This is a genomic window from Anabaena sp. PCC 7108, assembly GCF_000332135.1.
GTDB lineage: Bacteria > Cyanobacteriota > Cyanobacteriia > Cyanobacteriales > Nostocaceae > Anabaena.
The window spans coordinates 3599690-3625642 of sequence record NZ_KB235896.1 but is presented as its reverse complement, the minus strand read 5'-3'; the positions used below and the strand labels follow the sequence as shown (position 1 = coordinate 3625642).

General features: G+C 38.2%; 31 protein-coding genes. 18 read left to right on the top strand and 13 right to left on the bottom strand.

The genetic code is table 11. The features are described from left to right. Positions 1-24: 24 nt before the first annotated feature. From ANA7108_RS0117115 to ANA7108_RS0117105, 3 genes are all read right to left on the bottom strand, one after another. On the bottom strand, positions 25-1092 hold the full coding sequence (locus tag ANA7108_RS0117115) for an RNA-directed DNA polymerase (RefSeq protein ID WP_016952028.1): 1068 nt from the start codon (positions 1090-1092) through the stop codon (positions 25-27). An 81-nt stretch (positions 1093-1173) separates the two neighbouring features. Then, the gene (gene avd / locus ANA7108_RS0117110; protein WP_016952027.1) at positions 1174-1536 is read right to left on the bottom strand and encodes a diversity-generating retroelement protein Avd; all 363 of its coding nucleotides are present in this window, start codon (positions 1534-1536) and stop codon (positions 1174-1176) included. 108 nt (positions 1537-1644) lie between these two features. Continuing rightward, positions 1645-3756, bottom strand: a complete 2112-nt coding sequence (locus ANA7108_RS0117105) for a bifunctional serine/threonine-protein kinase/formylglycine-generating enzyme family protein (RefSeq protein WP_016952026.1) — start codon at positions 3754-3756, stop codon at positions 1645-1647. Between the two features lie 183 nt (positions 3757-3939). Here ANA7108_RS0117105 and ANA7108_RS0117100 point away from each other — a divergent pair, with 183 nt between their 5' ends. From ANA7108_RS0117100 to ANA7108_RS0117085, 4 genes are all read left to right on the top strand, one after another. Then, the gene (locus ANA7108_RS0117100; protein ID WP_016952025.1) at positions 3940-4722 is read left to right on the top strand and encodes an Rpn family recombination-promoting nuclease/putative transposase; all 783 of its coding nucleotides are present in this window, start codon (positions 3940-3942) and stop codon (positions 4720-4722) included. Positions 4723-4958: 236 nt separating this feature from the next. Next, positions 4959-6197 (top strand): tryptophan synthase subunit beta, encoded by a 1239-nt coding sequence (gene trpB / locus ANA7108_RS0117095; protein WP_026104251.1) that lies wholly within the window; start codon positions 4959-4961, stop codon positions 6195-6197. 358 nt (positions 6198-6555) lie between these two features. Next, positions 6556-7104: a CAP domain-containing protein gene (locus ANA7108_RS0117090; RefSeq protein ID WP_016952023.1), complete on the top strand. Its 549-nt coding sequence runs from the start codon at positions 6556-6558 to the stop codon at positions 7102-7104. 91 nt (positions 7105-7195) lie between these two features. Then, entirely contained in the window at positions 7196-7825 is a 630-nt protein-coding gene (locus tag ANA7108_RS0117085) for a ribonuclease H-like domain-containing protein (protein ID WP_016952022.1), read from the top strand. A gap of 91 nt (positions 7826-7916) precedes the next feature. Here ANA7108_RS0117085 and ANA7108_RS0117080 read toward each other — a convergent pair whose 3' ends face one another. Next, positions 7917-8357: a rhodanese-like domain-containing protein gene (locus ANA7108_RS0117080; protein ID WP_016952021.1), complete on the bottom strand. Its 441-nt coding sequence runs from the start codon at positions 8355-8357 to the stop codon at positions 7917-7919. Positions 8358-8856: 499 nt separating this feature from the next. Here ANA7108_RS0117080 and ANA7108_RS0117075 point away from each other — a divergent pair, with 499 nt between their 5' ends. Then, complete coding sequence (locus ANA7108_RS0117075; RefSeq protein WP_016952020.1) at positions 8857-9573, top strand: response regulator transcription factor; 717 nt, start codon at positions 8857-8859, stop codon at positions 9571-9573. A 282-nt stretch (positions 9574-9855) separates the two neighbouring features. Here ANA7108_RS0117075 and ANA7108_RS0117070 read toward each other — a convergent pair whose 3' ends face one another. The 4 genes from ANA7108_RS0117070 to pdxA all read right to left on the bottom strand — a co-directional run bounded on the left by ANA7108_RS0117070 (position 9856) and on the right by pdxA (position 11830). Then, the gene (locus ANA7108_RS0117070; protein ID WP_016952019.1) at positions 9856-10152 is read right to left on the bottom strand and encodes a DNA-binding protein; all 297 of its coding nucleotides are present in this window, start codon (positions 10150-10152) and stop codon (positions 9856-9858) included. Further along, entirely contained in the window at positions 10145-10483 is a 339-nt protein-coding gene (locus ANA7108_RS0117065; RefSeq protein WP_016952018.1) for a type II toxin-antitoxin system RelE/ParE family toxin, read from the bottom strand. Before ANA7108_RS0117065 ends, ANA7108_RS0117070 begins: the two co-directional genes overlap by 8 nt. Positions 10484-10516: 33 nt before the next feature. After that, the gene (locus tag ANA7108_RS0117060) at positions 10517-10708 is read right to left on the bottom strand and encodes a hypothetical protein (protein ID WP_016952017.1); all 192 of its coding nucleotides are present in this window, start codon (positions 10706-10708) and stop codon (positions 10517-10519) included. Positions 10709-10792: 84 nt separating this feature from the next. Next, positions 10793-11830, bottom strand: coding sequence for a 4-hydroxythreonine-4-phosphate dehydrogenase PdxA (pdxA, locus tag ANA7108_RS0117055; protein WP_016952016.1), 1038 nt, complete (start codon positions 11828-11830; stop codon positions 10793-10795). Between the two features lie 278 nt (positions 11831-12108). Between pdxA and ANA7108_RS0117050 the strand changes: the two genes are divergently transcribed. The 3 genes from ANA7108_RS0117050 (at position 12109) to ANA7108_RS0117040 (ending at position 14642) form a co-directional block, all read left to right on the top strand. After that, complete coding sequence (locus tag ANA7108_RS0117050; protein WP_006199111.1) at positions 12109-12213, top strand: PetM family cytochrome b6-f complex subunit 7; 105 nt, start codon at positions 12109-12111, stop codon at positions 12211-12213. A gap of 169 nt (positions 12214-12382) precedes the next feature. After that, complete coding sequence (locus ANA7108_RS0117045) at positions 12383-13381, top strand: SDR family oxidoreductase (RefSeq protein ID WP_016952015.1); 999 nt, start codon at positions 12383-12385, stop codon at positions 13379-13381. Positions 13382-13724: 343 nt separating this feature from the next. After that, on the top strand, positions 13725-14642 hold the full coding sequence (locus ANA7108_RS0117040; RefSeq protein ID WP_016952014.1) for an NAD(+) kinase: 918 nt from the start codon (positions 13725-13727) through the stop codon (positions 14640-14642). A 3-nt stretch (positions 14643-14645) separates the two neighbouring features. Here the strand turns inward: ANA7108_RS0117040 and ANA7108_RS0117035 are convergent, their stop codons facing one another. Beyond that, positions 14646-16619, bottom strand: coding sequence for a CHASE2 domain-containing protein (locus tag ANA7108_RS0117035; RefSeq protein ID WP_016952013.1), 1974 nt, complete (start codon positions 16617-16619; stop codon positions 14646-14648). Between the two features lie 4 nt (positions 16620-16623). Then, a complete protein-coding gene (locus ANA7108_RS0117030; protein ID WP_016952012.1) occupies positions 16624-16983 on the bottom strand; it encodes a hypothetical protein in 360 nt (119 codons plus the stop codon). Between the two features lie 231 nt (positions 16984-17214). Between ANA7108_RS0117030 and ANA7108_RS29715 the strand changes: the two genes are divergently transcribed. Then, positions 17215-17505 carry a hypothetical protein gene (locus ANA7108_RS29715; RefSeq protein WP_144052398.1) on the top strand — a complete coding sequence of 97 codons (291 nt, stop codon included), beginning with the start codon at positions 17215-17217 and terminating at the stop codon, positions 17503-17505. Between the two features lie 95 nt (positions 17506-17600). Here ANA7108_RS29715 and ANA7108_RS0117020 read toward each other — a convergent pair whose 3' ends face one another. After that, entirely contained in the window at positions 17601-18173 is a 573-nt protein-coding gene (locus ANA7108_RS0117020; protein WP_016952010.1) for a transposase, read from the bottom strand. A gap of 109 nt (positions 18174-18282) precedes the next feature. On the opposite strand from ANA7108_RS0117020, the gene ANA7108_RS0117015 reads away from it, so the two are divergent. From ANA7108_RS0117015 to nblR, 4 genes are all read left to right on the top strand, one after another. Next, positions 18283-18783 (top strand): hypothetical protein, encoded by a 501-nt coding sequence (locus ANA7108_RS0117015; RefSeq protein WP_144052397.1) that lies wholly within the window; start codon positions 18283-18285, stop codon positions 18781-18783. 15 nt (positions 18784-18798) lie between these two features. Then, positions 18799-19374, top strand: coding sequence for a hypothetical protein (locus tag ANA7108_RS0117010; RefSeq protein ID WP_016952008.1), 576 nt, complete (start codon positions 18799-18801; stop codon positions 19372-19374). Positions 19375-19487: 113 nt separating this feature from the next. After that, entirely contained in the window at positions 19488-20150 is a 663-nt protein-coding gene (locus ANA7108_RS0117005; RefSeq protein ID WP_016952007.1) for a response regulator transcription factor, read from the top strand. 160 nt (positions 20151-20310) lie between these two features. After that, on the top strand, positions 20311-21018 hold the full coding sequence (nblR, locus tag ANA7108_RS0117000) for a response regulator transcription factor NblR (protein ID WP_016952006.1): 708 nt from the start codon (positions 20311-20313) through the stop codon (positions 21016-21018). 64 nt (positions 21019-21082) lie between these two features. On the opposite strand, the gene ANA7108_RS0116995 is transcribed toward nblR, so the two are convergent. Next, positions 21083-22162 carry a RodZ family helix-turn-helix domain-containing protein gene (locus ANA7108_RS0116995; RefSeq protein ID WP_016952005.1) on the bottom strand — a complete coding sequence of 360 codons (1080 nt, stop codon included), beginning with the start codon at positions 22160-22162 and terminating at the stop codon, positions 21083-21085. 373 nt (positions 22163-22535) lie between these two features. Continuing rightward, entirely contained in the window at positions 22536-23993 is a 1458-nt protein-coding gene (gatA, locus tag ANA7108_RS0116990) for an Asp-tRNA(Asn)/Glu-tRNA(Gln) amidotransferase subunit GatA (RefSeq protein ID WP_016952004.1), read from the bottom strand. A gap of 242 nt (positions 23994-24235) precedes the next feature. Between gatA and ANA7108_RS0116985 the strand changes: the two genes are divergently transcribed. The 5 genes from ANA7108_RS0116985 (at position 24236) to ANA7108_RS0116965 (ending at position 25914) form a co-directional block, all read left to right on the top strand. Next, complete coding sequence (locus tag ANA7108_RS0116985; protein WP_016952003.1) at positions 24236-24589, top strand: translation initiation factor; 354 nt, start codon at positions 24236-24238, stop codon at positions 24587-24589. A gap of 79 nt (positions 24590-24668) precedes the next feature. Continuing rightward, the gene (locus ANA7108_RS28970) at positions 24669-24827 is read left to right on the top strand and encodes a YqaE/Pmp3 family membrane protein (RefSeq protein WP_016952002.1); all 159 of its coding nucleotides are present in this window, start codon (positions 24669-24671) and stop codon (positions 24825-24827) included. Positions 24828-24987: 160 nt separating this feature from the next. Beyond that, the gene (locus ANA7108_RS30990) at positions 24988-25140 is read left to right on the top strand and encodes a UPF0175 family protein (RefSeq protein WP_016952001.1); all 153 of its coding nucleotides are present in this window, start codon (positions 24988-24990) and stop codon (positions 25138-25140) included. A 137-nt stretch (positions 25141-25277) separates the two neighbouring features. Then, positions 25278-25514: a type II toxin-antitoxin system VapB15 family antitoxin gene (gene vap15, locus ANA7108_RS0116970; protein ID WP_016952000.1), complete on the top strand. Its 237-nt coding sequence runs from the start codon at positions 25278-25280 to the stop codon at positions 25512-25514. After that, entirely contained in the window at positions 25492-25914 is a 423-nt protein-coding gene (locus tag ANA7108_RS0116965; RefSeq protein WP_016951999.1) for a putative toxin-antitoxin system toxin component, PIN family, read from the top strand. The genes vap15 and ANA7108_RS0116965 overlap by 23 nt, the downstream gene beginning before the upstream one ends. The last annotated feature ends 39 nt before the right edge of the window (positions 25915-25953 follow it).

The window sequence follows — 25953 nt, the reverse complement described above, 5'->3', positions numbered from 1 at the left end:
AATAATTAGATTAACATAAAATATTCAAATCATGAACTCTCCGAAAATAGCTAAGGAGTTAATAAGATTCTCTCTTAATCGCCATGTATCACCATGCTTTAAATGAGCAAACCAACTCTGTATTGATTGAGATAATGTTTCATCATTAATTTTGTCTTGATTGTAGTCTGTTAGCATCATCTTTCTTTTTTTCATTCCTTGACGCAGACTATCACTACGGACTCTAATCCTATCTGGTAATACTCGAAAACCAACGAAATTAGCTCCATATTTAGTTCTAAATATTTGGCTTTTAACTGGATGAATTTTGAGCCTTAAAGTTGCTAAATATGCTTCAATTTGCAATCTCGCTTTTTCTAATGAATCTTTTTTATCAGCAAATAAAGCAAAATCGTCAACATACCGAATATATTTATTGATTTTTAGGGTTTCTTTGATAAAATGATCAAAGTAGTTTAAATAGACATTAGCCATAAATTGGCTAGTTAAATTACCAATTGGTAAACCGCGTTTTCTATATAAAGGTGACAATAAATCATCACCGATAAAATGAAAATTGACTGGTTCTTGAGGATTACTATGATCAATGATATTATCTATCAACCATAGGGTATCAGAACATTTAATTTTTTGGCGAATAATTGACTTTAATATTTCATGGTCTATACTCGGAAAATATTTACAAATATCAGCTAATAATACATATTGACTAGAACGCGCAAACTCTGTAAATTTTTTTAACGCCCGATGAGAACCAAATCCAATTCGATTAGCATAAGAAGTATCAATAAATGTGCGTTCAAAAATTGGTGCAACTACATGACAAAGCGCATGGTGAACCACCCGATCTCGATAAGGTGCAGCAGAAATCAGGCGGGGTTTAGATTCAAAAATATAGAATGTTTTGTAATTTCCTGGTAAATAAGTTTTGGATATGAGTTCTGCTTGTAAATTAAATAGTTCTCTTTCTAAATTGTAGTTAAACTCTAAAACATTATCTCGAAAACGTTTACCCTTTTGTGCTTGTTTAGCTGCTGCTAATAAATTGCTAAAACCTGTGATATCCTCCCAGAGATTACCATGTCTTTTCATTTTATGCCCTGGTGATGAGAAGTCGAGGCTATACAAACTAATAAAAAATTAAGGTTTTGAACCTACGCAGGTGGGTTTTGCTTATCTAGACGCGGTTTCTAACCGCCCAGTAGATTTTTGTTGTTTTATCCAACCACCTAAATCTATACCAATTTCATTTATTAATTTTTGCACATATTCATAACGCTCTGTTTTAATTAAATCAAAATCTAGCAAAAGCCGAGTTTGATATCTAATAACATCCAATTTTGTGTTTAAGTTTTCTAATTGCACTAACTTATTTTGGGAATAACGAGCGACAACTAACCCTTCTAGTAAATCATAGAGTCCTGTAATGATTCTATCACCTAACAGATATTTATGATTTCTGGGCAGACGATTGATGATTGGTACATACCACTTGACTAAATCGTAAGTTTTCTGTATTATAGGTAAATCACTCATCATGCATTCCCGAATCTAAAAAAATATTTTTGATCGCTCCACTCCGTTACGCTAGGGAAGTATAAAGAATCAAGAGCGCAGAGCGCAAAAGAGCAAGAGTATAAAGAGCTACAGAATCCTGGGGGGAGAAACCGCAAGACGAAAACCCAGGTGGCTGTACCTAGCGCCGCGCCAACTCCCGAGGCGAAGCGCCGAGCGACAGAACCAGGGATCGAAGTCCCACGAACCACCACGCAGCATCCGTGTGTTATTGTTGCTACCATCAAGCCACGCACTACCATCAGTAGGCGCATCTATATAATTTTCGTGCCACTCATCTTCGCACCATTCCCATATATTACCACACATATCGTATAAACCAAAAGCGTTTGCCGGAAATTTTCCGACATCTGTAGTTTTTTCTCGATATTCTCCTTTTACACCACTACCATAAGTGTAGTTACCATTATAATTTGCTAAATCGGTGGAAATTGTTTCCCCAAAATAAAACGGGGTAGTTGTTCCGGCGCGACAAGCATATTCCCATTCAGCTTCACTAGGTAAGCGATAGGCTTTACTTGTTCTTTGAGACAGTCTGGCACAAAATTCTTGAACACTGTCCCAGGATACCCTCTCAACTGGTAAATTATCACCTTTAAAATTAGATGGATCAGATTCTAAATCAATCTTAACCTTTGGTAAAGCAGCTATAGCTTGCCATTGTTTCTGAGTAACTGGATATTTACCCATGAAAAACGGGGGAACATTAACTTGATGTTGTGGACTATCACTCGAACTTCGACTTTCCTCATTTTCTGGAGAACCCATGAAAAAAGTCCCTCCAGGAATAGCCACCATTTCTAGATTTACACCATTTCCCAAGTTTTGAATAAATAATCTGGCTTTTTTGCGACTGCGTTGAATTTCCCAACCTTTTCCTAAACCAAAAACACCAGATTTTAAAATTAACTTAGCTGTTTCAAATTCAAAAGTAGTAACAGGAATACCTATAAATCTTTCTGGTTGTGGTGGTGGAGGATTTGGTTTTTTTGGTTGACGTTCATATTCTAGCTGCCTTTGTGCCAAAACCCGTTCTTCAATATTAGCCACATCTTCCGGTTTTAAACCTAAAGAATCACGATATTCTTGTAATTCTGCTTCTGTTTCTTGATTAAAGGGAAATTGGACTTTAACAACCTTAAAAAATAAGTCTTCATATTCATTTAGTTTCCGTGCATATTCCTGTGCTTGAGAAAATGCAAACTCATACATTTCCTTAGCTTCTGCTGAAGATAAGCTTAACTTTTTCCTTTCCGTTTCTAATAGTTGTAACGCCACAGGAGATAGTTTACCATTTCCCTGTTTCAGGCGTTTCAGAACTTCATTGCAATATGCAGTTTTGGCAGGAGTAAAAAGAATTGTTCCTGTAGATGCTTCTAACAGGGGTTTTAAAGCTGCTAATGCTTCCAAAGCCGAAGGATAGCGCATTTTAAAATAACGCCGCACCATTGTAGTTAAAACTTCCGCTAGATATTCACTAATCTGTAATTGATCATACGGCCAAATTATCTCACCCGTGGGCGGATCTTCTTGTAAATGGGTGGGATTAATACCTGTCAAAGCGTGAATAGCTGTCATTCCTACAGCGTAAATATCACTAGCATAACAGGGTTGACCAATTCCTTGCTCACCAGGCATATATCCAGGAGAACCAATAATAATACTTGGTGTAATTCCTCCTTGGGGGTTGAGAATAATTGAACCAATTTGTTTAACTGCTCCAAAATCTACCAAGCAAATTTTACCATCTTCCTTACGGCGCATCAGATTTGCGGGTTTGATGTCACGGTGAATAACTCCCTGCGTGTGAACAAAAGCCAACGCTTCTAAAATATCTTGCAATAACTTAATTACATAACCTTCACTCAACCGCTTACCTGCAAAGATTTCTTTGCTCAAGTCATGTCCATCAATATATTCTTGAATTATATAAAATTTATCATTTTCTTGAAAGTGTGCCAATAATGTGGGAATTTGGGGATGTTTACCCAATTTCTCTAAAATTACAGCTTCTTTTTCAAATAGTCCTAAAACTTGAGCATCTGTGTAAATAGGACGCAATTGCTTGACAACGCAAAAGGGTTTGCTTGGCTGCATATCGTCTTGAGCGAGGTAAGTAACGGCAAAAGTCCCCCCGCCTAATTCTCTTATAATTTGGTAACGTCCTGCCAGTTTAGTCACAATACGGCTATTAGTGCTTAAAAATATATGAATAATAGTATACAGGATCGAATAAGAATATGTGGCATTCTCTAGTTCCCATGCTTTGCGTGGGAACTAGAATTTTCGGCTCTTGCATCTTTGCACCTTTGTATCTTTGCGCGAAACCTCAACTAGATTAGATATAAAAATTACTCAATTACCGTGAAAACAGATACAATTTTCTATAGCTTATTTCAAGCATTTCCTAGCATTTTCTTTGAATTAATTAACCAATCTCCTACAGAAGCAGGTACATATGAATTCACATCTCGTGAAGTCAAACAACTAGCTTTTCGTTTAGATGGTTTATTTCTACCAACCACCAAAGATCCCAAAAAACCATTTTATATTGTTGAAGTTCAATTTCAGCCCGATGATGATTTATATTATCGTCTATTTGCAGAACTTTTTCTCTATCTGCGACAATACAAAACTTCTCATCCTTGGCAGGTTGTGATTATCTATCCTAGTCGTAATATAGAAAGAGAACAGAATTTACAATTTGGGGAAATCTTGCTGCTTGAGCGAGTTAGACGCATTTATTTAGATGAGTTGGGAGAGAGTTCTTTAGGAGTGGGAGTTGTTAAACTGGTGATAGAAACAGAAGAAGCTGCACCAGCATTAGCAAAACGCTTAATTGCCCAAGCAAACCAACAACTAACGAATGCAAATACTAAACGGGATTTAATTAATCTAATTGAGACAATTATCGTCTATAAATTACCCAAAAAGAGCCGAGAGGAGATTGAAGCTATGTTAGGTTTAAGTGAGTTGAAACAAACTAAGGTTTATCAAGAAGCTGTAGCAGAAGGTAAAACTGAAGCAACAAGACTGTTTGCTTTAAAATTGTTACGAATTGGCATGAGTTTAGAACAAATTGCCGAAATTACGGAATTATCTCTTGAGCAAATTCAGGCTTTACAAAAAGAGCAATCTCAGGAATAAAGGAATTCTCTCGTTCCCATGCTCTGGGTGGGAATGTAGTTCTCTGCCTATCTCTCGTTCCCATCCTCTGCGTGGGAATGCAGTTGAGAGGCTCTGCCTATACTATACCTGGAGGTAGAACCTCTAAGATGGCATTCCCAGTCTGGAGACTGGGAACGAGGGAATAATGCTCTTTGTGGGCATCCTCAACAGTTCTAGAATTAAAATTAACTTTGTTCTCTTATTTTACCCAATCCGTGACTATTACTCCCCTCTCTCCTAATTTTTCACAAACTGCTTCAGTTCCTGATACTCTAGGACGTTTTGGCCGCTTTGGTGGTAAGTATGTTCCCGAAACCCTCATGCCGGCGTTAGCTGAATTAGAAACCGCATATCAGCAATATCGCCATGAACCTGGTTTTCAAGCCGAATTACAAGGTTTATTAAAAGATTACGTAGGACGGGCTACACCTTTATACTTTGCCGAACGCCTCACCGCTCATTATGCCCGTCCTGATGGTACAGGAGCGCAAATTTACTTAAAACGTGAAGATTTAAATCATACTGGCGCACATAAAATTAATAATGCTCTTGGTCAGGTATTATTAGCCAAGCGCATGGGTAAAAAGCGTGTAATTGCGGAAACCGGTGCAGGACAACATGGCGTAGCTACGGCCACAGTTTGCGCTCGGTTTGGTTTGGAATGTGTGATTTATATGGGTGTTCACGATATGGAACGCCAAGCTTTAAACGTGTTCAGAATGCGGTTAATGGGGGCAGAAGTTCGCCCAGTGTCTGCCGGTACGGGAACTCTCAAAGATGCCACTTCTGAAGCCATTCGGGACTGGGTAACGAATGTAGAAACTACCCATTACATCCTCGGTTCCGTGGCTGGTCCCCATCCTTACCCGATGATGGTACGGGATTTTCATGCTGTGATCGGTGAAGAAACCCGCGCTCAAGCATTAGAAAAATGGGGCGGTTTACCTGATATTCTCATGGCTTGTGTGGGTGGTGGTTCTAATGCCATGGGACTATTTCACGAATTTGTGAAAGAGCCATCTGTGCGGTTAATTGGAGTGGAAGCTGCTGGTGAAGGTGTGGATACTGGCAAACACGCCGCTACCTTGACAAAAGGACAAGTTGGTGTATTGCATGGTTCGATGAGTTATCTTTTGCAAGATGATGACGGACAAGTTATTGAACCTCACTCCATTAGTGCTGGTTTAGATTATCCTGGTGTGGGTCCAGAACACAGCTATATGAAGGATATTGGCAGGGCTGAATATTACAGTGTTACCGATGCTGAGGCTTTGGAGGCATTCCAACGGCTATCGAAATTAGAGGGGATTATACCAGCTTTGGAAACTTCTCATGCGATCGCTTATCTAGAAACCCTCTGTCCGCAACTTGCCGGTAGTCCCAAAATTATCATCAACTGTTCTGGAAGGGGTGACAAAGACGTACAAACAGTAGCAAAATTTCTAATTCCTTAGTAAGTCATTCACACCAGATCAGTTTTTATAGAAATGTTTTCCTGAGAGTTTTAGTGTCCACGACATCTGTCAGTGGATACTATTTTTTGGAGATTTTTTGATTAATAATGTAGTTTCAGGAACATTTTCAGCGGCATCTACCAGAGACATCAACCAATGGATACTATGGTGATGAAAAAGTCATAAAATTGGCAGATTTTCAGAGAAGTAAAATGCAATAGTCATAAAAATAAACTCATAACTCTGAAAATGTCGATAATTACTCAGATCATGAAGACTTAATAGTATCCTGGTATGTATTCTCAGAATCAGAAGATAGAGTATATGTCTGATAAATCCATACACTACTTAATTCTCTATGTTTCGACAAACTGCTTTTGGCATCGCTTTAAGTATGCTTGTCTTTGCTAGTGGATTCATGACCGCCCCTGTAACCAGCAATAGTTCTACCAAAAAAAACGCTCAAAATCAGCAGTCATTGAATACTTCTAGTCAAGCAGCAATATCGAATCTTAATTTTCAAACTACTAAACTAGAAAAATCAGTTTTTGAGCAAATTAATCAATATCGGGCTTCTCAGGGACTACCAAACTTAATTTTAAATGCCAATATTACTCAGCAGGCTAGAATTCACAGTCAAAACATGGCTAAAGGAGTAGTTAAGTTTAGTCATCATGGATTTGAACAGAGAGTCAAGGCCATCCCTCTGACTCTGGACAGTGCAGCCGAAAATGTGGCTTTTAACATTGGATATAGCAATCCGGCTAACCAAGCTGTGATTGGTTGGCTTAATAGTCCTGGACATCTGAAAAATATACAAGGAAAATACAAGCTGACAGGAGTCGGTGTAGCCACTAATGCAAAAGGAGAAGTCTACCTCACGCAAATATTTTTGAACGCAAGATAGTTTTTATTACTGAATTTCTTGCACAATAATGATGTAGTGTCTGATGAATAATTTGTCTGCTAGACACAATCATTTATTTTGTGAACCATTCATGACATTACCAGATTTTCAGGTTAACGATCACGATCTCGATGAGGCTACTCTCTCGCAGTATTTAGAATCTGATGCAATCGCAGTCGATACCGAAACAATGGGATTACTACCACAGCGCGATCGCTTGTGTCTCGTCCAGTTGTGTAATCTAGAGGGAAAAGTCACAGCTATCCGCATCGCTAAAGGACAAACAACAGCCCCAAATTTAAAAAAACTCTTGGAAGCAACCCATGTCCTCAAAGTATTTCACTTTGCCCGTTTTGACGTTGCTACTTTGCTTCACAACCTAGAAATTAAGGTTCAGCCTGTTTTTTGTACCAAGATTGCCAGTAAGTTAGCCCGTACTTATACTAACCGTCACGGACTTAAAGATGTAGTGCAAGAGTTGGAACAAGTAGAACTAGATAAAAGCTCTCAAAGTTCTGATTGGGGTAACGCTGCTAACTTATCTGAAGCCCAACTGAATTATGCTGCCAATGATGTTCGTTACCTACTGAAGATACAGCAAAAGCTGACGCAAATGCTGCAACGAGAAGGGCGTTGGCAACTAGCCCAAGAATGCTTTCAAGTTTTGCCAACAATCGTGTCTTTGGATTTGTTGCAATTCAAAGATTTATTTGAACATTGAGGATTCATTCTTCAAAAATTGAAAATTCATACAGCGCCAGTGATAAATTCGTAATTTGTAATTCAATTATTAATTACGAATTTCATTTTTGTTATTTTTCTAAGAGAGTTTGTATCCTAGATACGAAATTATCATTGTCTGTATCTGCGGGAGTGGTGGATTCAATAATACCTTCTGTTGGACCACCGATAGCTTTCCATGCATTCAGACCACCAATGATCTCAGAGACATTGAAAAACTTCGCAGAACGGAGTATTTGAGCAGCTTGAGCAGTTTGCCCATCATTGAGACCATAAACGTAAATATCACGCTTTTGATCTAAAGATGATCTTGCCGAGTTTGCTAGTTCATCTATGGGCATAGACATTGCTCCCATAATATGACCCTGATTATAAATTGAGCGATCGCGCACATCTAAAATTGTAAAAGCTGGTTCCCCCCATTCCAAGCGAGATTTAATTGCATGAACATCAGACTCAGCTTCTATGGGTTGCTGGTGGGAAATAATACTACTGAAAAGGTTATTAGTCATTGTTTTAATTGTTGATTACCTTAACAGCAACTTAACAAAATACATAAACTTTATTTATCTTTCCTGAGACAGATAATTTTTCTTAACCGAACTGTATAGATTTATGACCCGATTCACTTAATCTGATTTGAATAATAAAATGTAACGATTTGACTCAAATAATCATGATTGCTACAGATAAATGATGTCTATCAGTTTTTTGGGCTGTTTGCAGTTCTAGGGATGCTTAAAAATTACATGACTTTCCAGGGTTGATTGTCGAATTTATACCTAAACTTTGGCAAAAAATCCTTAAATCATACATTACGCATACATCTTTTAAGCATTATCATGTTTGAAGTTTTGATGAACTTTATGGAAAATTTAGGATATACAGGTAGTATTACAGGATTTTTCACTTCAAGCTACATTAGGAGCGAATGAACTCTGAAAAACAACACTTAAACCCCCATCTATCGCTACAGCAAATTGCCAAACCAATCATAGACTGCATTGCCTTATGGATACGCTTTCCACTAATACTCCCAAAATTCTGATTGTAGATGATGATTTCAGCGTCCGAAATCTCGTATACAGGTTTTTAAGTCGGAAATATCAAATAGAATCAGCCGCAGATGGTAAAACTGCGCTGGCTTTATTTGAACAATTCAACCCCGCTTTAGTAATTCTGGATTGGAATTTGCCAGACGCTAATGGTTACAAACTTTGTCAAGAAATGCAAAGTCGTACCAATGTTTTAGTTTTGATACTCACTAGCCGGAATGATGAAGCTGATAAAATTAGGGTTCTGGCAGCAGGTGCAGATGATTTCATGACTAAACCATTTAGTTTAGCAGAAGTAGAAGTCCGAGTAGAAGCACTTTTAAGACGCATTCGTTATATCCATCCCAGTCAATCACAGCGCCTGATCTTTAAACAGTTAGCGATTAACCCAGAAGGTAGAGAGGTAACGCTAAACGATAAACCTTTAGCCTTAACCGCTTTGGAGTTTAACATTTTACATTTTTTAGCCAGTCATCCAGGTCAAGCTTGGAGTCGTCCCCAACTGATCCAAAAAATTTGGGGTTGTGATTACGTAGGAGATGGACGAGTTGTCGATGTCCATATTGGTCAGCTACGGAAAAAAATGGAAGTTGATTCTAGTTTGCCAGAGTTTATCAAAACTGTACGGGGATATGGTTACAAGTTTGAACCACCCGAAGGTAGCAAAATTTAAACTTTAGAAAAAGCAACTCATCACCACAATATTGCTGTTCTTGCTTAACAACTTGCTTTTAATACTTGAATTCCCTAAGTACGTTTATTGAGGCTTGATTAGATAATTCATGTTATTTTTGTACATTGTAACCACCAAAACCCAGGGAATTTGTGTCTACTCAAGCCTCAATACAAAGCTTTAATTTTTCTCTTGCAGATAAAAATCAGAAAAATTACAATATCCCCCTCACAATTTTACAGATGAAGCCGGGAATGTCATTGATCATATAATTCGGATAATTTAAGCTGACTTCACTGTTACTGCTAACTGCAATCCTAAAGCATCAAGTAAGGTACTTAAAGAATAAAATTCAATTTCTCCTTTTTCAGAAAGAATTTGTGCAAATTTTTCGTAAGATTGCTGTACTTCTACGGAAAATCTATCAATTCCACCTTGAGCCTCAATCACATTTTTGAGCGCCTTATTTAACATTTTTGGATCGCCTTCTTCTATAACTACTTCAATATAAGCTGCTGCTTCTAGTGGATCTTGTAAGTCTTTAATTAGTTTTTCGTGATAGCTTGTACTTCTAGACATCATTTTGACTCCGATAATCTTCCCAATATTCTTTAGCTTTACGAATATCTTGGACTTGAGTGCTTTTGTCACCACCACATAAGAGCAGAATAATTTTTAACCCTTCTTGTCCAAAGTATATACGGTAGCCTGGTCCATAGTCGATTCTAAGTTCAAATACACTTTCTCCAACAGATTTACAGTCTCCTAAATTACCATCTTCAACTCTATCAAGTCTGGCTCTAATTTTAGATTTGACTTTTCTATCTCTTAGAGAATCAAACCAATTATCAAAAGGATTTGTACCATCTACTTTTAGGTAATTCCTGAGTTCTCTGGGTTGGATGTTCATGGGGGTCTTTTGTCAGAAAGTACACCCGATAACCTACACTGTAGGCTTTCTTAAAAACAACCGTACAGATTCGCAGTATCCTAAATTAACATCTTCAACTCTATCAAGTCTGGCTCTAATTTTAGATTTGACTTTTCTATCTCTTAGAGAATCAAACCAATTATCAAAAGGATTTGTACCATCTACTTTTAGGTAATTCCTGAGTTCTCTGGGTTGGATGTTCATGGTGTTTAGTATTTAAACTACACCTCACAACTTACATCTCTCTAGGTTAGATATTCAGGGTGGGTGAATAAGACACACCACAACTTACACAGCCAACCTGCGATTAACCAATTCTACCGCCAAATTAATCGCCTCTTTCATACTCGTCGCGTCAGCAATTCCCTTACCCGCAATATCAAAAGCTGTTCCATGATCAGGGGAAGTTCGTACAAAAGGTAAACCAATCGTAGTATTTACAGCCCGATCAAAAGCCATCAACTTCACCGGAATTAAACCTTGGTCGTGATAAAGTGCTAAATACCCATCAGCCGGATTTTTGATTTCAGCATTTCCATACCAAGCAATACCCGGTTTCACCCACATCGTATCTGGTGGTATTGGTCCCTCTAACTGCATATTTGGACGCTTGCACCTTTCTGACTCTATCCAGGGAATTAACCAATCTATTTCTTCGGTTCCCAGTTGTCCCATTTCACCGCTGTGGGGATTCAAACCTGCGATCGCAATTCTCCCATTTTTGATCCCAAAATCTCTCTCTAAACACTCCACTAATAAATCAAGTTTCTGAGTTAATAATTGCGGTGTTAAAGTATCAGCTACTTGACGTAAAGGAATATGTGTGGTAGCAAGTAGAGCGCGGATTGTCCAACCAGTAAAAGGCGATCGCCCTACAAACAACATTCCAAAACGCTCAACACCAGCCTTTTGGGCTAAAAGTTCCGTTTGTCCAGGATAATTGTAACCAGCCGATTTCCAAGCAGATTTAGCAATCGGTGCTGTCACAATAGCATCAAATTCACCAGCTAAAGTTTGAGATATGGCATATTCCATATAAGCAAAACTCGCCGTCCCACTTGCTGCATTACCCACACCGGGAATAATTTCACCCGTAGTAGGCACATCAATCACAGACAATTCTGCTGGATTTGCCAAACATACTGAACTTGCTGTTAAATTTTTGTAAGTACGTAACAGTAAATCCCCGCTACTTACCACAACCAGATCACAGTTTTTGCCAACTTCCGGATCTGCTAAAGCCTTCAAAATTACCTCTGTGCCAATTCCCGCAGGATCTCCCAGCGTCAGCGCCAAACGTGGACGTTTATCTTTAAAAGGATTCATTTGCTACCTAAATCGCATTCATAGTAATTGTCATTAATTTACCCCTCTTCCGACAAGCACAAGGATTTGCCGCCCAACCCGTGGAGATTAACTGCTAAAGTAGTTTAAAATTGTTCACACAGGTCTAATCTAAAAGTACCTCTTGTGGAGTTTCTATTAGACCTAGTTTACCTGAGTCCCTGGACTAGCAAAAATGAGATTTGAACCTTCAAGTCAAATCGAGTAGTCACCACAACGGGAAACATAAACAAGCCATTCACAAAGGAGAATCACAGCAAATGGGCGGCGAAATCTTAAATGCAGCTTTATTATCCTTCGGTTTAATCTTCGTAGGTTGGGCCTTAGGTGCATTATTACTTAAAATCCAGGGTGCAGAAGAATAGACGAGCGGGGAGCAGAGGGACAGGGAGCAGAGGGAAGAAGAGATGATTTTTTCAGTTCCCAGTCCCTAATCCCCAATTCCTTTTTCTAAAAATTAATGTAAATTTTTATTTACATAGGATAATTCTGTTAAGATTCTTTTCATAAAACATTAAAATTTATAAAGACCCCATGACATTATTAATCGTCGGTGCCACTGGCACCTTAGGAAGACAAGTGGCTCGTCGTGCAATCGATGAGGGGTATAAAGTGCGTTGTTTAGTTCGCAGTCCCAAAAAAGCTGCTTTTCTGAAAGAATGGGGTGCAGAACTCGTAAGAGGTGACTTGTGTTATCCCCAAACCTTAGAGGGAGCATTAGAAGGTGTAACCGCAGTTATTGATGCGTCTACATCTCGCCCCACAGACTCACTCACTATTAAGCAGGTGGATTGGGATGGCAAAGTAGCATTAATTCAAGCTGCGAAAGCTGCTAACGTTGAACAATTTGTCTTCTTCTCGATTTTAGATGCCGAGAAGTATCCCAATGTACCGCTGATGGAAATTAAGCGCTGTACAGAACTATTCTTAACTGAGTCCGGCTTAAACTACACCATTTTACGTTTAGCTGGCTTTATGCAAGGCTTAATTGGTCAATATGGCATCCCTATTTTAGAAAACCAGCCGGTGTGGGTGACAGGAGCATCTTCCCCAATCGCCTATATGGATACTCAGGATATCGCTAAATTTGCTATCCGTGCTTTGAGTGTACCTGAAACCCGTAAGCAATCATTCCCTGTTGTTGGTACTCGTGCTTGGAGTGCAGAAGAAATTATTAGCATTTGCGAACGCTTATCTGGAAAAGATGCCAGAGTCACAAGAATGCCCATTGGCTTACTGCGTACCGTACAGCGTTTACTGCGGTCTTTTCAGTGGGGATGGAATGTTGCTGACAGACTAGCCTTTACTGAAGTATTAGCTAGTGGTTCCCCCCTCAATGCCTCAATGGATGAAGTATATACAGTATTTGGTTTAGACAAAGAACAAACGGCTACTGTAGAAACCTATTTGCAAGAATACTTCAGCCGAATTATGAAAAAACTGAAGGAGTTAGATTACCAGAAAACTAAAACCAAAAAACAGAACAATAAAAAGACTCCTTTTAAACAATCTTCAAAAGTCAATAGTCAATAGTCAATAAATTTAAGATTGATGACTACATCAGTCAAAAATGTGTAACTATTACAGTGACTGAACTGTTCATCCCGCTCCTTCTGGGATTGGGATGGGTGCAAAACACCTTTCTACTTAGGTGCTGTCAAAAATCTGGTAAAATTAAAACGCCAAGGTGAAACTCCTCTACCATCGTGAAAATCCTGCTTAAATCATGCAGAACTTTCAGGTAGGAATTAGGGGCAAAAAGTGAAAGAAATTAGGTTTTAACCTAATTTTTACACATGATTGTAGAATCTCCCCGTCTATAGACCGGAGAGAAGTTAAAAAACGTCAAGCATCGCCTAAACTTGGATATTTGAGTGTGCCGAAAGCAGGCATTATCTACAACGACATTAAACCGATAGCGACTAGTGTCGCTATTGAACTAAAAGACAAACTCACCGCTGCTGGTTGGGATGTTTACATCACTGCGAGTATCGGTGGTATATTGGGCTATTCTCAACCAGATAGTCCTGTCTTTCACACCCCCATTGAAGGTCTTACGCCCCCTGGCTTTGACTCAGATATGAAATTTGCAGTGGTGCTAGGGGGAGATGGAACTGTATTAGCAGCATCACGCCTAGTCGCCCCTTGTGGTATCCCCATGCTGACAGTTAATACTGGTCACATGGGATTTTTGACGGAAACTTATCTTAACCAATTGCCCCAAGCCATAGAACAGGTGATGGCGGGTGAATATGAAGTTGAAGATAGAGGTATGCTCACCGTCAAAGTTATTCGGGGAGATGCGGTGAAGTGGGAAGCCCTCTGCTTAAATGAAATGGTGCTACATCGAGAACCTTTAACTTGTATGTGCCATTTTGAAATCGCGGTGGGAAGACATTCACCTGTGGATATTGCGGCTGATGGTGTAATTGTTTCTACCCCAACAGGTTCGACTGCTTATGCATTAAGCGCAGGTGGTCCAGTAATTACTCCTGGTGTTCCTGTATTGCAGTTAGTCCCAATTTGTCCCCATTCCCTGGCTTCTAGGGCTTTGGTGTTTCCCGATAATGAACCAGTTAATATCTATCCTGTCAACATTCAGCGATTGGTGATGGTGGTAGATGGCAATGGAGGATGTTATGTAATGTCAGAAGATCGGGTATATTTAGAGCGATCGCCATACGCTGCTAGGTTTATTCGTCTCCAGTCACCAGAATTTTTCCGTGTTCTTCGTGAAAAACTCGGTTGGGGTTTACCACATATTGCTAAACCCAATTCTGTAGAATTGCCTTAATTGTCAGTTGTCAGTTAGTGTTTTCTTTGGTGGTAAATGCCAATTTAATGTAACTCGCACTTCTTCATGAGGTAAAGTTGATATTTCCCATACACCATTGATAAGTTCATCGGCTATAGTATCCATGATTTTCGTACCATAGCCACCTTTTTTGCTTCCATAGATAGTAGATGTTGAAATCACTCCATCATTAGCTATTACTAAAGTACATTTATCTCCCTTTTGTTCTAAACTAACAAATACTTGGGTAGCCGTACCGTGAGGTAATTGAGCGTGTTGGATGACATTATTCAATGCTTCACGGAAAAAGCGGTAAATTTCCTCTCTATGTTCAATCCAAATACTGTTGAATTGTGGTTCTTGAAGAGGCTGAATTTCTGTAATTACTTTCAGCGTTAATTTTCCAGAACTTTCTAATTCTTCTAATGTGGTTTTTATTCCTATATCTAATCCTTTTTGAAGTATTGGATTCATTGCCATTTTCTCAGTTAAATCTCGAATATTGCTCAATTTATCCCTAATTTCCTGCCCTAAAGCTGTCAACTTATCTAAAATTAAATCTATATCTAAATTAGATTCTAATTCGATTTTATCCATCACCAATTTTAATTCTTGTAAAGCCCCATCATGGATATCAGCAGCAATGCGATTGAGTATTTTACGGGTGCGGGAAAGAATCGCTTCTTGTTCAGCCGCTTTGAGTTGGGTAATTTGATAGTTTTGTAATGCAATAACTTCTTTTTGTCGTCCAAAAATCAAATAGATAAAAATAGATATTCCTGTTACTGTCCACACAAATAAAGGTTGAATAATCAATAATATCCATTTATATTTCCATACAATTAAACATAGTCCCAAGTAACCGCTAAATATTGCGAAAACTATGAATAATAACCGCCAATTTTGATAATTATAAATACCTATACTGATTAAAAATCCTCCCAAAATAACAATTATTAACTCAACCCATTGGCTGGGAATTTGTAAAAATGAATCTGTCATTAAACTAGCCATGATATTGGCTTGAATTTCTACCCCCGCCATACTATCACCGAAAGGTGACAACATAGCCATTGTTTGGATGTTATTCGCTTCTACAAAACCAATAAAAACCACCTTATTGCGGACTTGCTGAGAGAGTTTTTGAGGAGACACAACTAGACATTTTTTGTCTTTATTTGGTTGACAAATAGATGTTAATTCTAGAAAAGGAAAAGTTCCCGACTTTCCCCAAAATTTGATTTCTACGGGAGTTGTAATTTTAGCAAGTCGTGAATAAAGCTGAACTTTTTGCTGTTGATGTTCCCACTTTTCTAAAGCTAGAAGCGGAACAGATTTAAAAGTTTGAATTTCGTCAATTTTTTCTGAGAGAAAGAATCTCCCAACTAAATGAGAACTGCGAGCCGTGCTACTTAAATGTGTGGGTGCTTCTGCTTCAGGTTCGTATTCAAAAAACCCCTGAATAGTTTCAGGTTGTATTAAAGGTTGAAGTCGTTCGCTATCGAAAGGAATAAGATGATTGTAGATAAAAAATTTTGGTTTTTTAGAATTAGTAATTGAATTGGTGCGTGTGACTAAAACAATTTGCTGACTATGATTTTTCACGAGATTTTTTAAAGGTTTATTTATTGTTTCAGTAATTTTGATTGGGTACTCCAATTCTGGTGATTTTTCCCAGTCATTGTGCAGGTTCAAAACGACTACAGAAGCACCAGCTTCTAAAAGATGCTCAACTAAATCTGCATAGAATAATCTTCCTAACGATAGCTTTTGATTCGCTAAATCCTTTGGTTGAATTTTGACTAATATAATTTCTGGTGGTGGAGTTTTTGGCTGGTTCAATCTCAGGAAAGTATCTTGAAGTTGTAATTCCAATTTCTGAACTACAGGAATTTGGTAAAAGATGAAATTGTAGAATACACTGCAAGTGATTCCTAAACTGAGAAATTTAATTTGCGAACTTTTGCTCCACAACATCTGGTTAAGGTTTGGGAAATAGACGATAGCGAATAATTCGATAGGGATTATTTTGAGACAAGCTGATTCCTAATTCTTTCTCTGTTTGGAAAAATTGCCAAGTTCCGGCTTTTGTTTCTACAGTTTCATTGATATTTGTAGTGTTATTTAGCTGAAATGGTGGTTCATTTTTTGAGGGACCTGAGAGAAACTGCACGTTGTTGTCTGTAATCTCCAATTTTAACCCAACTGTGCCACCTTCACCAGCGCCACTGACAATTTTACCTGTTCCTGACCAAATTTGTTGAGCTAAAGCGGGTGTACTGAGTCCCCACAGTAACGATGCTGTGAGGATGATATGCAGTGTTTGGATAGGGAATTTCATAATTGCTGTCTGAACAGGTGGAGAAATGATGTTCTCACACTTATCAGATTTGGGTTTTTAGATGGGTTCGTAAGTTCGCAAATAAATTTGCGGGAGTTCGCACATTTTTCTGCGGTGATACACATTGATTTTTTTGGTGGGTAAAAATACTATCGGTAAAAGCTTAGTTAATCGCAATCTAAATCAATAACTTAGCAATTCACAGTAATTTTTTTTTGGAGCAATAAGCAAATGATTAAAAATCTTAAGTCACCGAAGAAATTATTTATCTTGTCTGGGCTGTTATCAGCTTGTATTTTAGGAACAGCTTCTACTCTAATACCACCTTCCATCAACTCAAGCGCCTTCGCTCAAAACTCTAGGGTATCAAAAACAAAAACCGTTCTTTATGTACGTCCCTTTGATGGTCGAAATTTGGGAGCAGTATCGTCAAGGCTAACCCTATCGAGTGGAAGTGGAAGGGATGAATGGCTTGGTTGGAGTTGGGATGGTACTACAGCTTCATACATCGTTAATGAGTAACTAAGCGATCGCTCTTTCGATAATAGGATGATTTTGGGCGATCCTAGTATTCAGATCCCCGACTTCTTAGAGAAGTCGGGGATCTATCTCGCAGACTAATCATCTAGCAACAGTTTTTTGAAGCCAGTGCTATCAGGTAGGTTATGATCTGCCAAAAATTGTTGGTAAACTGACTCTTGCTCAATTTGCGTTTTAATATACCCTATTTTGGGTAGTGTTCCTGCTCGTAATCCTGCATATTCCAAATAGCTGGAAAACTCCCATTCTCCAGGTTGCTGTACCAGTCCTGCTTTAACTGGATTGAGATGAATATAACGGGAGAGATTGATCAGATAATCAGTTTCTAAAATATGAATACTTTGAAACCTGCCCTGAAATAGTACCCCAGAACGATTAAAACGCTTATTAATTGCCTTTGTGTAGGCAAGAGAGAGAGATTTCATGGCATCAGATAGGGTTTCATCTCTTAGATAGACCAAAAAATGATAATGATTGGGCATTAAACAGTAAGCAACAATATCTACTGCATTGCTGATGAGATGTTCCCTTACCAATCGGAGAAAATAAATATAGTTCTCACGCTCAAAGAAAATTGCTTGGCGATTATTTCCTCGATTATAAACATGATAAAAGTTCCCAATTTGTAGAGAAATCTGTCTTTGCGGCATAAGCTTTGACTATAAGATGTTATCTTTAGTATTCTTTCAGATCCCCGACTTCTCAAAGAAGTCGGGGATCTGGTCTCCCTAAATAGCTAATAAAATCTATTTACAAAATATGATGAAATTGTTAAAAACTCTTTTCTCTGTTACAACTGTTGCTAGTCTGACCTTCTTTGCTGGATCTGCAAAGGCTGATACAAGTGACTGTATCAACCAACTAATTCCCCTTGGTGTTTCACAAAATAAAGCACAACAGGCTTGTTCCAGTGCTTTTCAATCTGGCATAAATAGTAGTTTAGAAACAAAAGAACTATATAAGTTATGCAAAGCAGCCCAAAGAGGTAATGGGGACACTCTATATTACTCCAATGGTAAAATTATGACAACTCGTGCAGGAGAAAAAGGAGCAACCTGGTACTATTCTAATGGTAAAATTATGACAACTCGTGCAGGAGAAAAAGGAGCAACCTGGTACTATTCTAATGGTAAAATTATGACAACTCGTGCAGGAGAAAAAGGAGCAACCTGGTACTATTCCAATGGTAAAATTATGACCAATAATGGTAACTTAATATCAGAAGAAGAACTGCTGTACCCATGTAGCTACATAGAGTAGGAATAATATTTGATTATGAATTTAATGAAAAAAAATAATTGGCGCAATTATCTTATTGCAACCTTAACTTTAACTACTGTAGTTAGTAACCCAATACCTTATGCTGCTGCTGAAGAAATTCCCAAAGGACAGTGTATTACTAATAACTTTGGGCGACAACTATGTGGCTATAATTGTGTTAAAAATCAATTTGGAGATATGAAATGTGCGGATTGGCAAGGTGGTGTATGTACCGTGAATGCTTTTGGTGACATTACCTGTGGACCACCAGCACCACCCAACTGGACAGGCTATACATCCCCTTCAGAAACAGCAAATCCTCCTGAGATAAAATGGAGAATTGTCAAGCATAATATGAGTCTTCAAGAATGCCAGCAAAGAGGATATAAAGCTATAGAAAGAGCAAATTTTATTAATCTCAAAACAGGAGGAAATTCTAATTTAGGTTACATTTTACAAGGAGATATTAACAATAATAGAGCAAAAATATCTTGTCAAAACGATACAGTCTTTATTGTAGTTGCTGGACATGACCCAAAAACTCTTAATAGATTACGTGATTCTATATATCAAAATATGGGTTTTCGTTGAAACCGCTAAAAATATTCATCAGATCCCCGACTTCTTTAAGAAGTCGGGGATCTAAGTCGTGAAAAGTATACGTACTTAATGTAAAATATACGTATATAATCATCACCCAGGACATGAATATCAAGCCTCTGCGGTTTCTCGTTGTAGAAGATCATCCAGAAGTAGCCCAAAACAATTGTGATTTTTTGACAAAATTCGACTCTTCTGCTATATGTGTCATTGCTTCTACTCCCCAAGAAGCAATACAACGTCTAAAAATAGAAACACCAGATTTAATTGTCCTTGATTTACAATTTGCTTTACCTTCTGGCTCTCAATCGGCTAAATCTTCTTTAGAACTGTTAGAGTTAATTATTGATACTTATACTTCTTTAAATATTCTTATCTATAGCAGTGAACCAGCTTGGATGATCAAACTTGTCAAATCTATTAATCACCACTGTGGTGGGTTTGTGGTGGTAAATAAGATGGAACGACGCAAATATTTTTTACAGGGTGTTGAAAGTGCGCTGAATGGAGAATTGAAACTTCCTAGAGAGTTACGTCAAGAGTTAAACTTGAATGAGAAAGAGTTGGAAGTTCTCAGGCTGTTATGTGATGAATCCTTGACAGATCAAGCCATAGCGCATCGTCTTCACATATCACTTAGGGCTGTGCAGAATCAAGTCCAACACCTGAAAGTGAAATTGGGTGTTGATGAATTTGAGCAAGAAGACATCAATACCCGTGTTGCTCTATGTATGACAGCACTTGAGCAAAAATTATTATTGTTCTGATTTAGTGGCGGTACTTTGTATACAGGTGTAATCGGAAAATTAATAACTTGAGTTAGTATTGTGTGAAATATTCAGTAAGAGGGTAATAGGTTATAACTCATATTACCAATTAATTACTAATTACCAATTACCAATTACCAATTACCAATTACCCATTAATATGATACTTGCTCACAGTCCTTGTGTTTTGGTGATCGAACCCGATGAAAGTCTAGGTAATCAACTAGCTTTTGATTTACAAGAAGCTGGCTATGATGCCATTTTGGCTCATGATGCGGTTAGCGGTTTAGAACACTGCCGTGATACCGACGGTAGTCATAACCATCGCCAACCGGCTTTAATAGTTATAGACAGAATGCTGACAGGAGAATCCGGACTATCTTTGTGTAGAAATCTTCGCACCATGGGTAACTGTTCCCCTGTGCTAATTTTAATGGCTAGGGATACCGTTGATGACCGAGTAGCTTGTCTAGAAGCAGGTGCCGACGATTACATTCTTAAACCTTATCGCGCGGAAGATTTTTTGAAGTTGATTCGCCTCTATCTTAAACCTGATGTTGATACTACAGAGCAATTACGCTTTGGCGAGCTGGTTTTAGATATAGGAACCCGTCGCGCTATCCACAATGGTAGAGCGATTGACTTGACAATGAAGGAATTTGAACTATTAAAGTTCTTAATGGAACATCCTCGTGAAGTATTAACCCGCGAACAAATTTTAGAAAATGTCTGGGGCTACGACTTTATGGGTGAATCAAATGTGATTGAAGTATACATTCGCTACTTGCGGTTAAAAATTGAAGAAAATGGTCTCAAGCGTCTGATTCAAACGGTGCGGGGTGTGGGATATGTGTTAAGAGAATCCTGAGAGAGTAATTATCTATCTCCGTAATTTTTAAAATTGCTGTAAGTGGACATGAGAACTACTATAGCTAAAAAGCCTCTGGTGGAGAAATATCAGATCCCACACAGACACCAGTACTACTAGAGTTGATACCGGGCTTAATATTTGCTTGAGTTTTTTGAGTGGACTGACATAGTGATGAGGTAGTAGGAATAATTATTTCTGAATTTAATACAGAATTATTTTGTGATTGCTGAGTCATGAATGATAATCCTCCAATAGCCCCAGCGACAAGGGCTGTATATCCCATGTACAAATGTACGGGGCGGATTTCTAAGTCCAATATGCTAACGGATTTTTTGACGTGATACCAAGAGGGCAAAACTGATTTAGCTTGATTAGACATGGGTAAGGAAGCAGCTAAAATTATACCGTTTATCCCCAAAGCATTGCCCATGACACGGATAAAACCACGAATGAGAACATCCTCTGGCAATAAATCAAAATTAGCATTTTCCACTGCTTCCATTTGATGAATTGATATATGGGTATAGATATGCAGTTTTTGCAGAGTCAGACCTTGTGACTCCCTTGCTTGCTTGAGTTGTTCACCGATTTGACGTAGGCTTTCTAACCGCTTTTCTGCCGCTATTTGATCAGCTAATTTAATTTTTCCTAGTTTTTGATGTGGCCAAGACCACTTGATTGGATTGTGCTTTGGACGATGACTTTCCTGTTCTGTATTTTCTAATACATGAGATTGAGGTTGTGATGGTAAATTTTCTTGGCTAGTATTTACCAACTCCAATTTTGAGTCTAATTTAATACTTTCGCTACTTTGTGGCAAGTTGCTAGATTGTTCTAAATCTACATTTTGTGACTCAGTATTATTTGTAGGTGAATTGATATTTGCATCTAACTTATGCTGTCGTGCGAATTGCTTAAATGCTAAAGTAATTGCTTCTCTACCTACAGCTTTAAATAAAAGTCGGGCTTGTTCATTTGATGAGCCAAGCAATTTTTGTAAGTTAGCGACCGCACGGTTGTAAACTTGACTACGATGTAGTTCAGCTTCGATGTTAGTCAGAAGCGATCGCAATTCATCTTGACTAATTTGAATAGTAGGATTGCCAGGAATCTTGAATAAGTATGCAGATGCCATAGTCATGATCTAAGTATCTCCCTGTCCTAGAGCCAAAAATGGTTTTACCTGTGTCAGTTCTTCTAGATATGGCTGACTCATCCGGATTATTAGGTATCATTTTCTGCTATTAATGGCAAATACTCGTAATGATAGCAGGTGAGTATTAACAGGGTTGAAAGTCTATTTGTGTCTAAGTATTATGATCAGTTAATGTCTTGACCACCTTGGTAGTTCTTATATTCATGTACCAAATGGCAAATAATAACACTGGATCAATAGAAATTGCGGCTACACAAACTAAGTCTACCTGCTTAGAAGCTTGTTCGTATAACCGCTGATGGGGAGTTTGCCATAGGTATGTTCTAATTAGCCACAAACCACTGACAACTTATACCTGTTAAGCTATTTTTGCGGTTTGAAGATGCCAATTAGTTGATTGTTCATAAGCATAGGCTACTTGTAATAATTGGTCTTCTCTGAGAACTTTACCAATTAGCTGTAATCCAATTGGTAGACCTTTGCTGTCAAAACCACAGGGGACACTGATACCAGGTAAACCGGCAAGATTGACGGGAATAGTCATCAAGTCATTTAAATACATACTCAAGGGATCAGTGATTTTTTCACCGGCTTGAAATGCTGTGGTGGGTGCAGTAGGAGAAACTAAAACATCAACTTGTGCAAAGGCGTTTTCAAAGTCTTCTTTAATTAATGTGCGGACTTTTTGGGCTTGTAAATAATATGCGTCGTAATAACCTGCACTAAGAGCATAAGTACCAATCATAATCCGGCGTTTGACTTCTGCACCAAATCCGGTGGAGCGTGTACGGGTGTACATGGAAAGTAAATTGTCTGCATCTGGAGAACGCAAACCGTATTTAACGCCGTCGTAACGAGCTAAATTCGCAGATGCTTCCGATGGGGCGATGATATAGTAGCTGGGTACGCCATAACGGAAGCGGGGACAGGAAATATAATGAATTTCTGCACCTAAACTTTCTAGTTGAGCGATCGCACTTTTTACAGATGCTTCTACTTCAGAATCTAAACCTTCACCAAAGGTTTCTTTAATTACGCCTATTTTGAGTTTTTTACCTTCTAAATCTGGTGTTAAATTGGCGGTGTAATCAGGAATTTCGACTTTTAAACTGGTGGAGTCTTGAGGATCATAACCTGCGATCGCATTTAATAAAATCGCCGCATCTTCCACACTGCGAGCAAAGGGACCAATTTGATCCAAAGAGGAAGCATAAGCTACCAAACCATAACGGGAAACTAACCCATAAGTTGGTTTCATCCCCACCACACCACAAAAAGAAGCCGGTTGACGAATCGAACCCCCCGTATCAGAACCCAGCGATACAACACATTCCTCAGCCGCAACAGCCGCAGCCGAACCTCCAGAAGAACCACCGGGAACCCGTGATAAATCCCAAGGATTAGCCGTAACTTGATAAGCAGAGTTCTCTGTAGAACTTCCCATTGCAAACTCGTCTAAATTGGTTTTACCAACCGTTACTGCCCCAGCTTGGGCTAGTTTTTGTGTTACCGTTGATTCATAAGGGGGGATAAAATTTTCTAAAATTTTCGAGCCGCAAGTGGTGCGAATTCCCTTGGTACACATATTATCTTTTACACCAATGGGAATTCCTGCTAAGATACCAATTTCTTCCCCAGCGGCGATTTTTGCATCCACAGTACGAGCCTGTTCTAAAGCCTGTTGTGCCGTGACAGTTAAGAAACTGTGCAATTTTGGTTCTAATGCTTGAATGCGATCTAGGGCTTCTTGGGTAATTTCAACGGCAGAACGTTCTTTTTTTACTAGCTGTTCGTGCAACTCGCGGATGGATGCCATAAATAATTCTTCTCTTTATTATTCAAGTCATTGATTTTAGCATTTACAGGTGTGGGGATGGTGTTTTCTTGGCTGGTGGAATGAGAAAGAACCAGAGGAGGACACTTGCTTGGGTAGGTTTCCCGACTTGTGCAAAGTGTCCGTCGCGCAGAGGTGCAAAGAGAGTTTTGAAGGTGAAAGTAAAAGATATTTGTCTATAAAATTAGAATGTCCCAAGTCTATATTGATCTGCATTAAATTTTATGGCTTCTAATCCCAAATCTGACAAACGCTTTGTCTACCAAGAATTTGGTAACGGTAGTTCACCCGCACTCGAACGCGCTGTAGAACGCGGAATCCAAGATTTACCCCCAAATCAGCAAAATGTGAGAATCCAAGCCACACGTGCTGGACGCAAAGGTAAAACTGTCACAGTCATTACTGGTTTTCAAACTAAACCCGAAACTTTGGCTGCTTTATTAAAACAGTTGAAAGCCCAATGCGGTACAGGTGGAACTGTGAAAGATGACGAAATTGAAGTTCAGGGAGACCATAAACAGAAGATTTTAGAGATTTTGGTCAAACTTGGTTACAAAGCCAAAATTAGCGGTGGTTGAAGAGTACGGTTTCCCGTATCTTTTCAGGAATTATAGTTGTAAGATGTGAGTTTATCTTTGAGATTAACAGGAGGCTGAAATGGATTTAGTACGGATTTTATGCGCGGTTTTTCTGCCACCTTTAGGAGTATTTCTACAAGTTGGTTTTGGTCTAGACTTTTGGATTAATATAGTTTTGACTTTGTGCGGATATCTTCCGGGAATCATTCACGCAGTTTGGATAATTGCGAAGAAATAAGTATTTTTCAGGGGTAGGTTGGATTCGCCTACCCTCTATCAAATCTTCCTACACCTGTAATATTTCCAAAAAACCTGTAGTTTCTCAACGTGGGTTTTAGCGATCAATAAAATCTGTTAAGTTATAATTAATCTAAAGTTATTTCAACAGAAGGATCACAATGAGCTTAGTCATTTCCGAAGATATTGTCCAAGCAAGTGGATTATCAGAAAAAGAATTAGTTTTAGAATTGATTATCCTCTTATTTCAAAGTAAAAAAATTAGTATCGGTAAAGCATCCCAACTCGCTAAAATGCCCTTACTGCAATTTTAAAATGAATTGGCTATGAGAAACACTCATATTCATTATGATGAAACTGATTTAGACGTTGATTTAAAAAATCTTGCTATAATAGAACTATATAAAATGAAAATAAATGAATAATGTATTAAAACAGGATAATTGCCACTATGTTACAAAATATCTATCAACTTCCTTTGACATTTGATCAGATTCTTACCTTAGTTAAACAACTTTCTGACTCTGAAAAATTATTACTTAGTAAAGAACTAGAAAAAGAAACCTTGAATAATAAATTAACAGAGTTATTAGAAATATTTCAAACTGATGAATTGTCATTAGAGGAAATTACGGAAGAAGTTGAAATTGTCCGTTCTCAAATTTATGCTAGAAAACACAACAGTTAAGATAATTATTGATACTAATCTTTGGATTAGTTTTTTGATTGGTAAGGAATTGAAAGAATTAAAAAATCTTTTAGTTCAAGAAACAATTCAAGTAGTAATTTCTGAGCAAATATTAGAAGAGATTACTTTAGTAACTCAACGTCCTAAGTTACAAAAATATTTCCCGTCTCACAAAGTCCACGAATTAATTCAACTTTTACAGACTATCGGTGTATTTATAAATATAACATCAGAAGTTTTTATATGTCGAGATGCGAAGGATAATTATCTTTTAGCACTAGCAAAAGATAGTGATGCTAATTTTTTAATTACAGGTGATCAAGATTTATTAGTGATTGCAAAATTTGAAAATACTGAAATTGTCACTTATCAAGAACTTTTACAGAAATTATATAATTGATGTTGGTAATGTTGGGTTTCCTTGCGTCAACCCAACCTA

Bases quoted from the DNA above. Each gene is read 5' to 3' on its own strand.
- ANA7108_RS0117080 (WP_016952021.1), bottom strand. From the start codon at position 8,357: ATGACTAATAACCTTTTCAGTAGTATTATTTCCCACCAGCAACCCATA.
- ANA7108_RS0117075 (WP_016952020.1), top strand. From the start codon at position 8,857: ATGGATACGCTTTCCACTAATACTCCCAAAATTCTGATTGTAGATGAT.
- ANA7108_RS0117065 (WP_016952018.1), bottom strand. From the start codon at position 10,483: ATGAACATCCAACCCAGAGAACTCAGGAATTACCTAAAAGTAGATGGT.
- ANA7108_RS0117020 (WP_016952010.1), bottom strand. From the start codon at position 18,173: ATGCCGCAAAGACAGATTTCTCTACAAATTGGGAACTTTTATCATGTT.
- ANA7108_RS0117070 (WP_016952019.1), bottom strand. From the start codon at position 10,152: ATGTCTAGAAGTACAAGCTATCACGAAAAACTAATTAAAGACTTACAA.
- ANA7108_RS0116985 (WP_016952003.1), top strand. From the start codon at position 24,236: ATGGCTTCTAATCCCAAATCTGACAAACGCTTTGTCTACCAAGAATTT.
- ANA7108_RS0117010 (WP_016952008.1), top strand. From the start codon at position 18,799: ATGAATTTAATGAAAAAAAATAATTGGCGCAATTATCTTATTGCAACC.
- ANA7108_RS0116995 (WP_016952005.1), bottom strand. From the start codon at position 22,162: ATGACTATGGCATCTGCATACTTATTCAAGATTCCTGGCAATCCTACT.
- ANA7108_RS0117035 (WP_016952013.1), bottom strand. From the start codon at position 16,619: ATGTTGTGGAGCAAAAGTTCGCAAATTAAATTTCTCAGTTTAGGAATC.
- ANA7108_RS0117115 (WP_016952028.1), bottom strand. From the start codon at position 1,092: ATGAAAAGACATGGTAATCTCTGGGAGGATATCACAGGTTTTAGCAAT.
- ANA7108_RS28970 (WP_016952002.1), top strand. From the start codon at position 24,669: ATGGATTTAGTACGGATTTTATGCGCGGTTTTTCTGCCACCTTTAGGA.
- ANA7108_RS0117005 (WP_016952007.1), top strand. From the start codon at position 19,488: ATGAATATCAAGCCTCTGCGGTTTCTCGTTGTAGAAGATCATCCAGAA.
- nblR (WP_016952006.1), top strand. From the start codon at position 20,311: ATGATACTTGCTCACAGTCCTTGTGTTTTGGTGATCGAACCCGATGAA.
- ANA7108_RS0117030 (WP_016952012.1), bottom strand. From the start codon at position 16,983: ATGAAATTCCCTATCCAAACACTGCATATCATCCTCACAGCATCGTTA.
- ANA7108_RS29715 (WP_144052398.1), top strand. From the start codon at position 17,215: ATGATTAAAAATCTTAAGTCACCGAAGAAATTATTTATCTTGTCTGGG.
- ANA7108_RS0117060 (WP_016952017.1), bottom strand. From the start codon at position 10,708: ATGAACATCCAACCCAGAGAACTCAGGAATTACCTAAAAGTAGATGGT.
- ANA7108_RS0116965 (WP_016951999.1), top strand. From the start codon at position 25,492: ATGCTAGAAAACACAACAGTTAAGATAATTATTGATACTAATCTTTGG.
- avd (WP_016952027.1), bottom strand. From the start codon at position 1,536: ATGAGTGATTTACCTATAATACAGAAAACTTACGATTTAGTCAAGTGG.
- ANA7108_RS0117045 (WP_016952015.1), top strand. From the start codon at position 12,383: ATGACATTATTAATCGTCGGTGCCACTGGCACCTTAGGAAGACAAGTG.
- ANA7108_RS0117085 (WP_016952022.1), top strand. From the start codon at position 7,196: ATGACATTACCAGATTTTCAGGTTAACGATCACGATCTCGATGAGGCT.
- pdxA (WP_016952016.1), bottom strand. From the start codon at position 11,830: ATGAATCCTTTTAAAGATAAACGTCCACGTTTGGCGCTGACGCTGGGA.
- vap15 (WP_016952000.1), top strand. From the start codon at position 25,278: ATGTTACAAAATATCTATCAACTTCCTTTGACATTTGATCAGATTCTT.
- ANA7108_RS0117015 (WP_144052397.1), top strand. From the start codon at position 18,283: ATGATGAAATTGTTAAAAACTCTTTTCTCTGTTACAACTGTTGCTAGT.
- gatA (WP_016952004.1), bottom strand. From the start codon at position 23,993: ATGGCATCCATCCGCGAGTTGCACGAACAGCTAGTAAAAAAAGAACGT.
- ANA7108_RS0117050 (WP_006199111.1), top strand. From the start codon at position 12,109: ATGGGCGGCGAAATCTTAAATGCAGCTTTATTATCCTTCGGTTTAATC.
- ANA7108_RS30990 (WP_016952001.1), top strand. From the start codon at position 24,988: ATGAGCTTAGTCATTTCCGAAGATATTGTCCAAGCAAGTGGATTATCA.
- ANA7108_RS0117090 (WP_016952023.1), top strand. From the start codon at position 6,556: ATGTTTCGACAAACTGCTTTTGGCATCGCTTTAAGTATGCTTGTCTTT.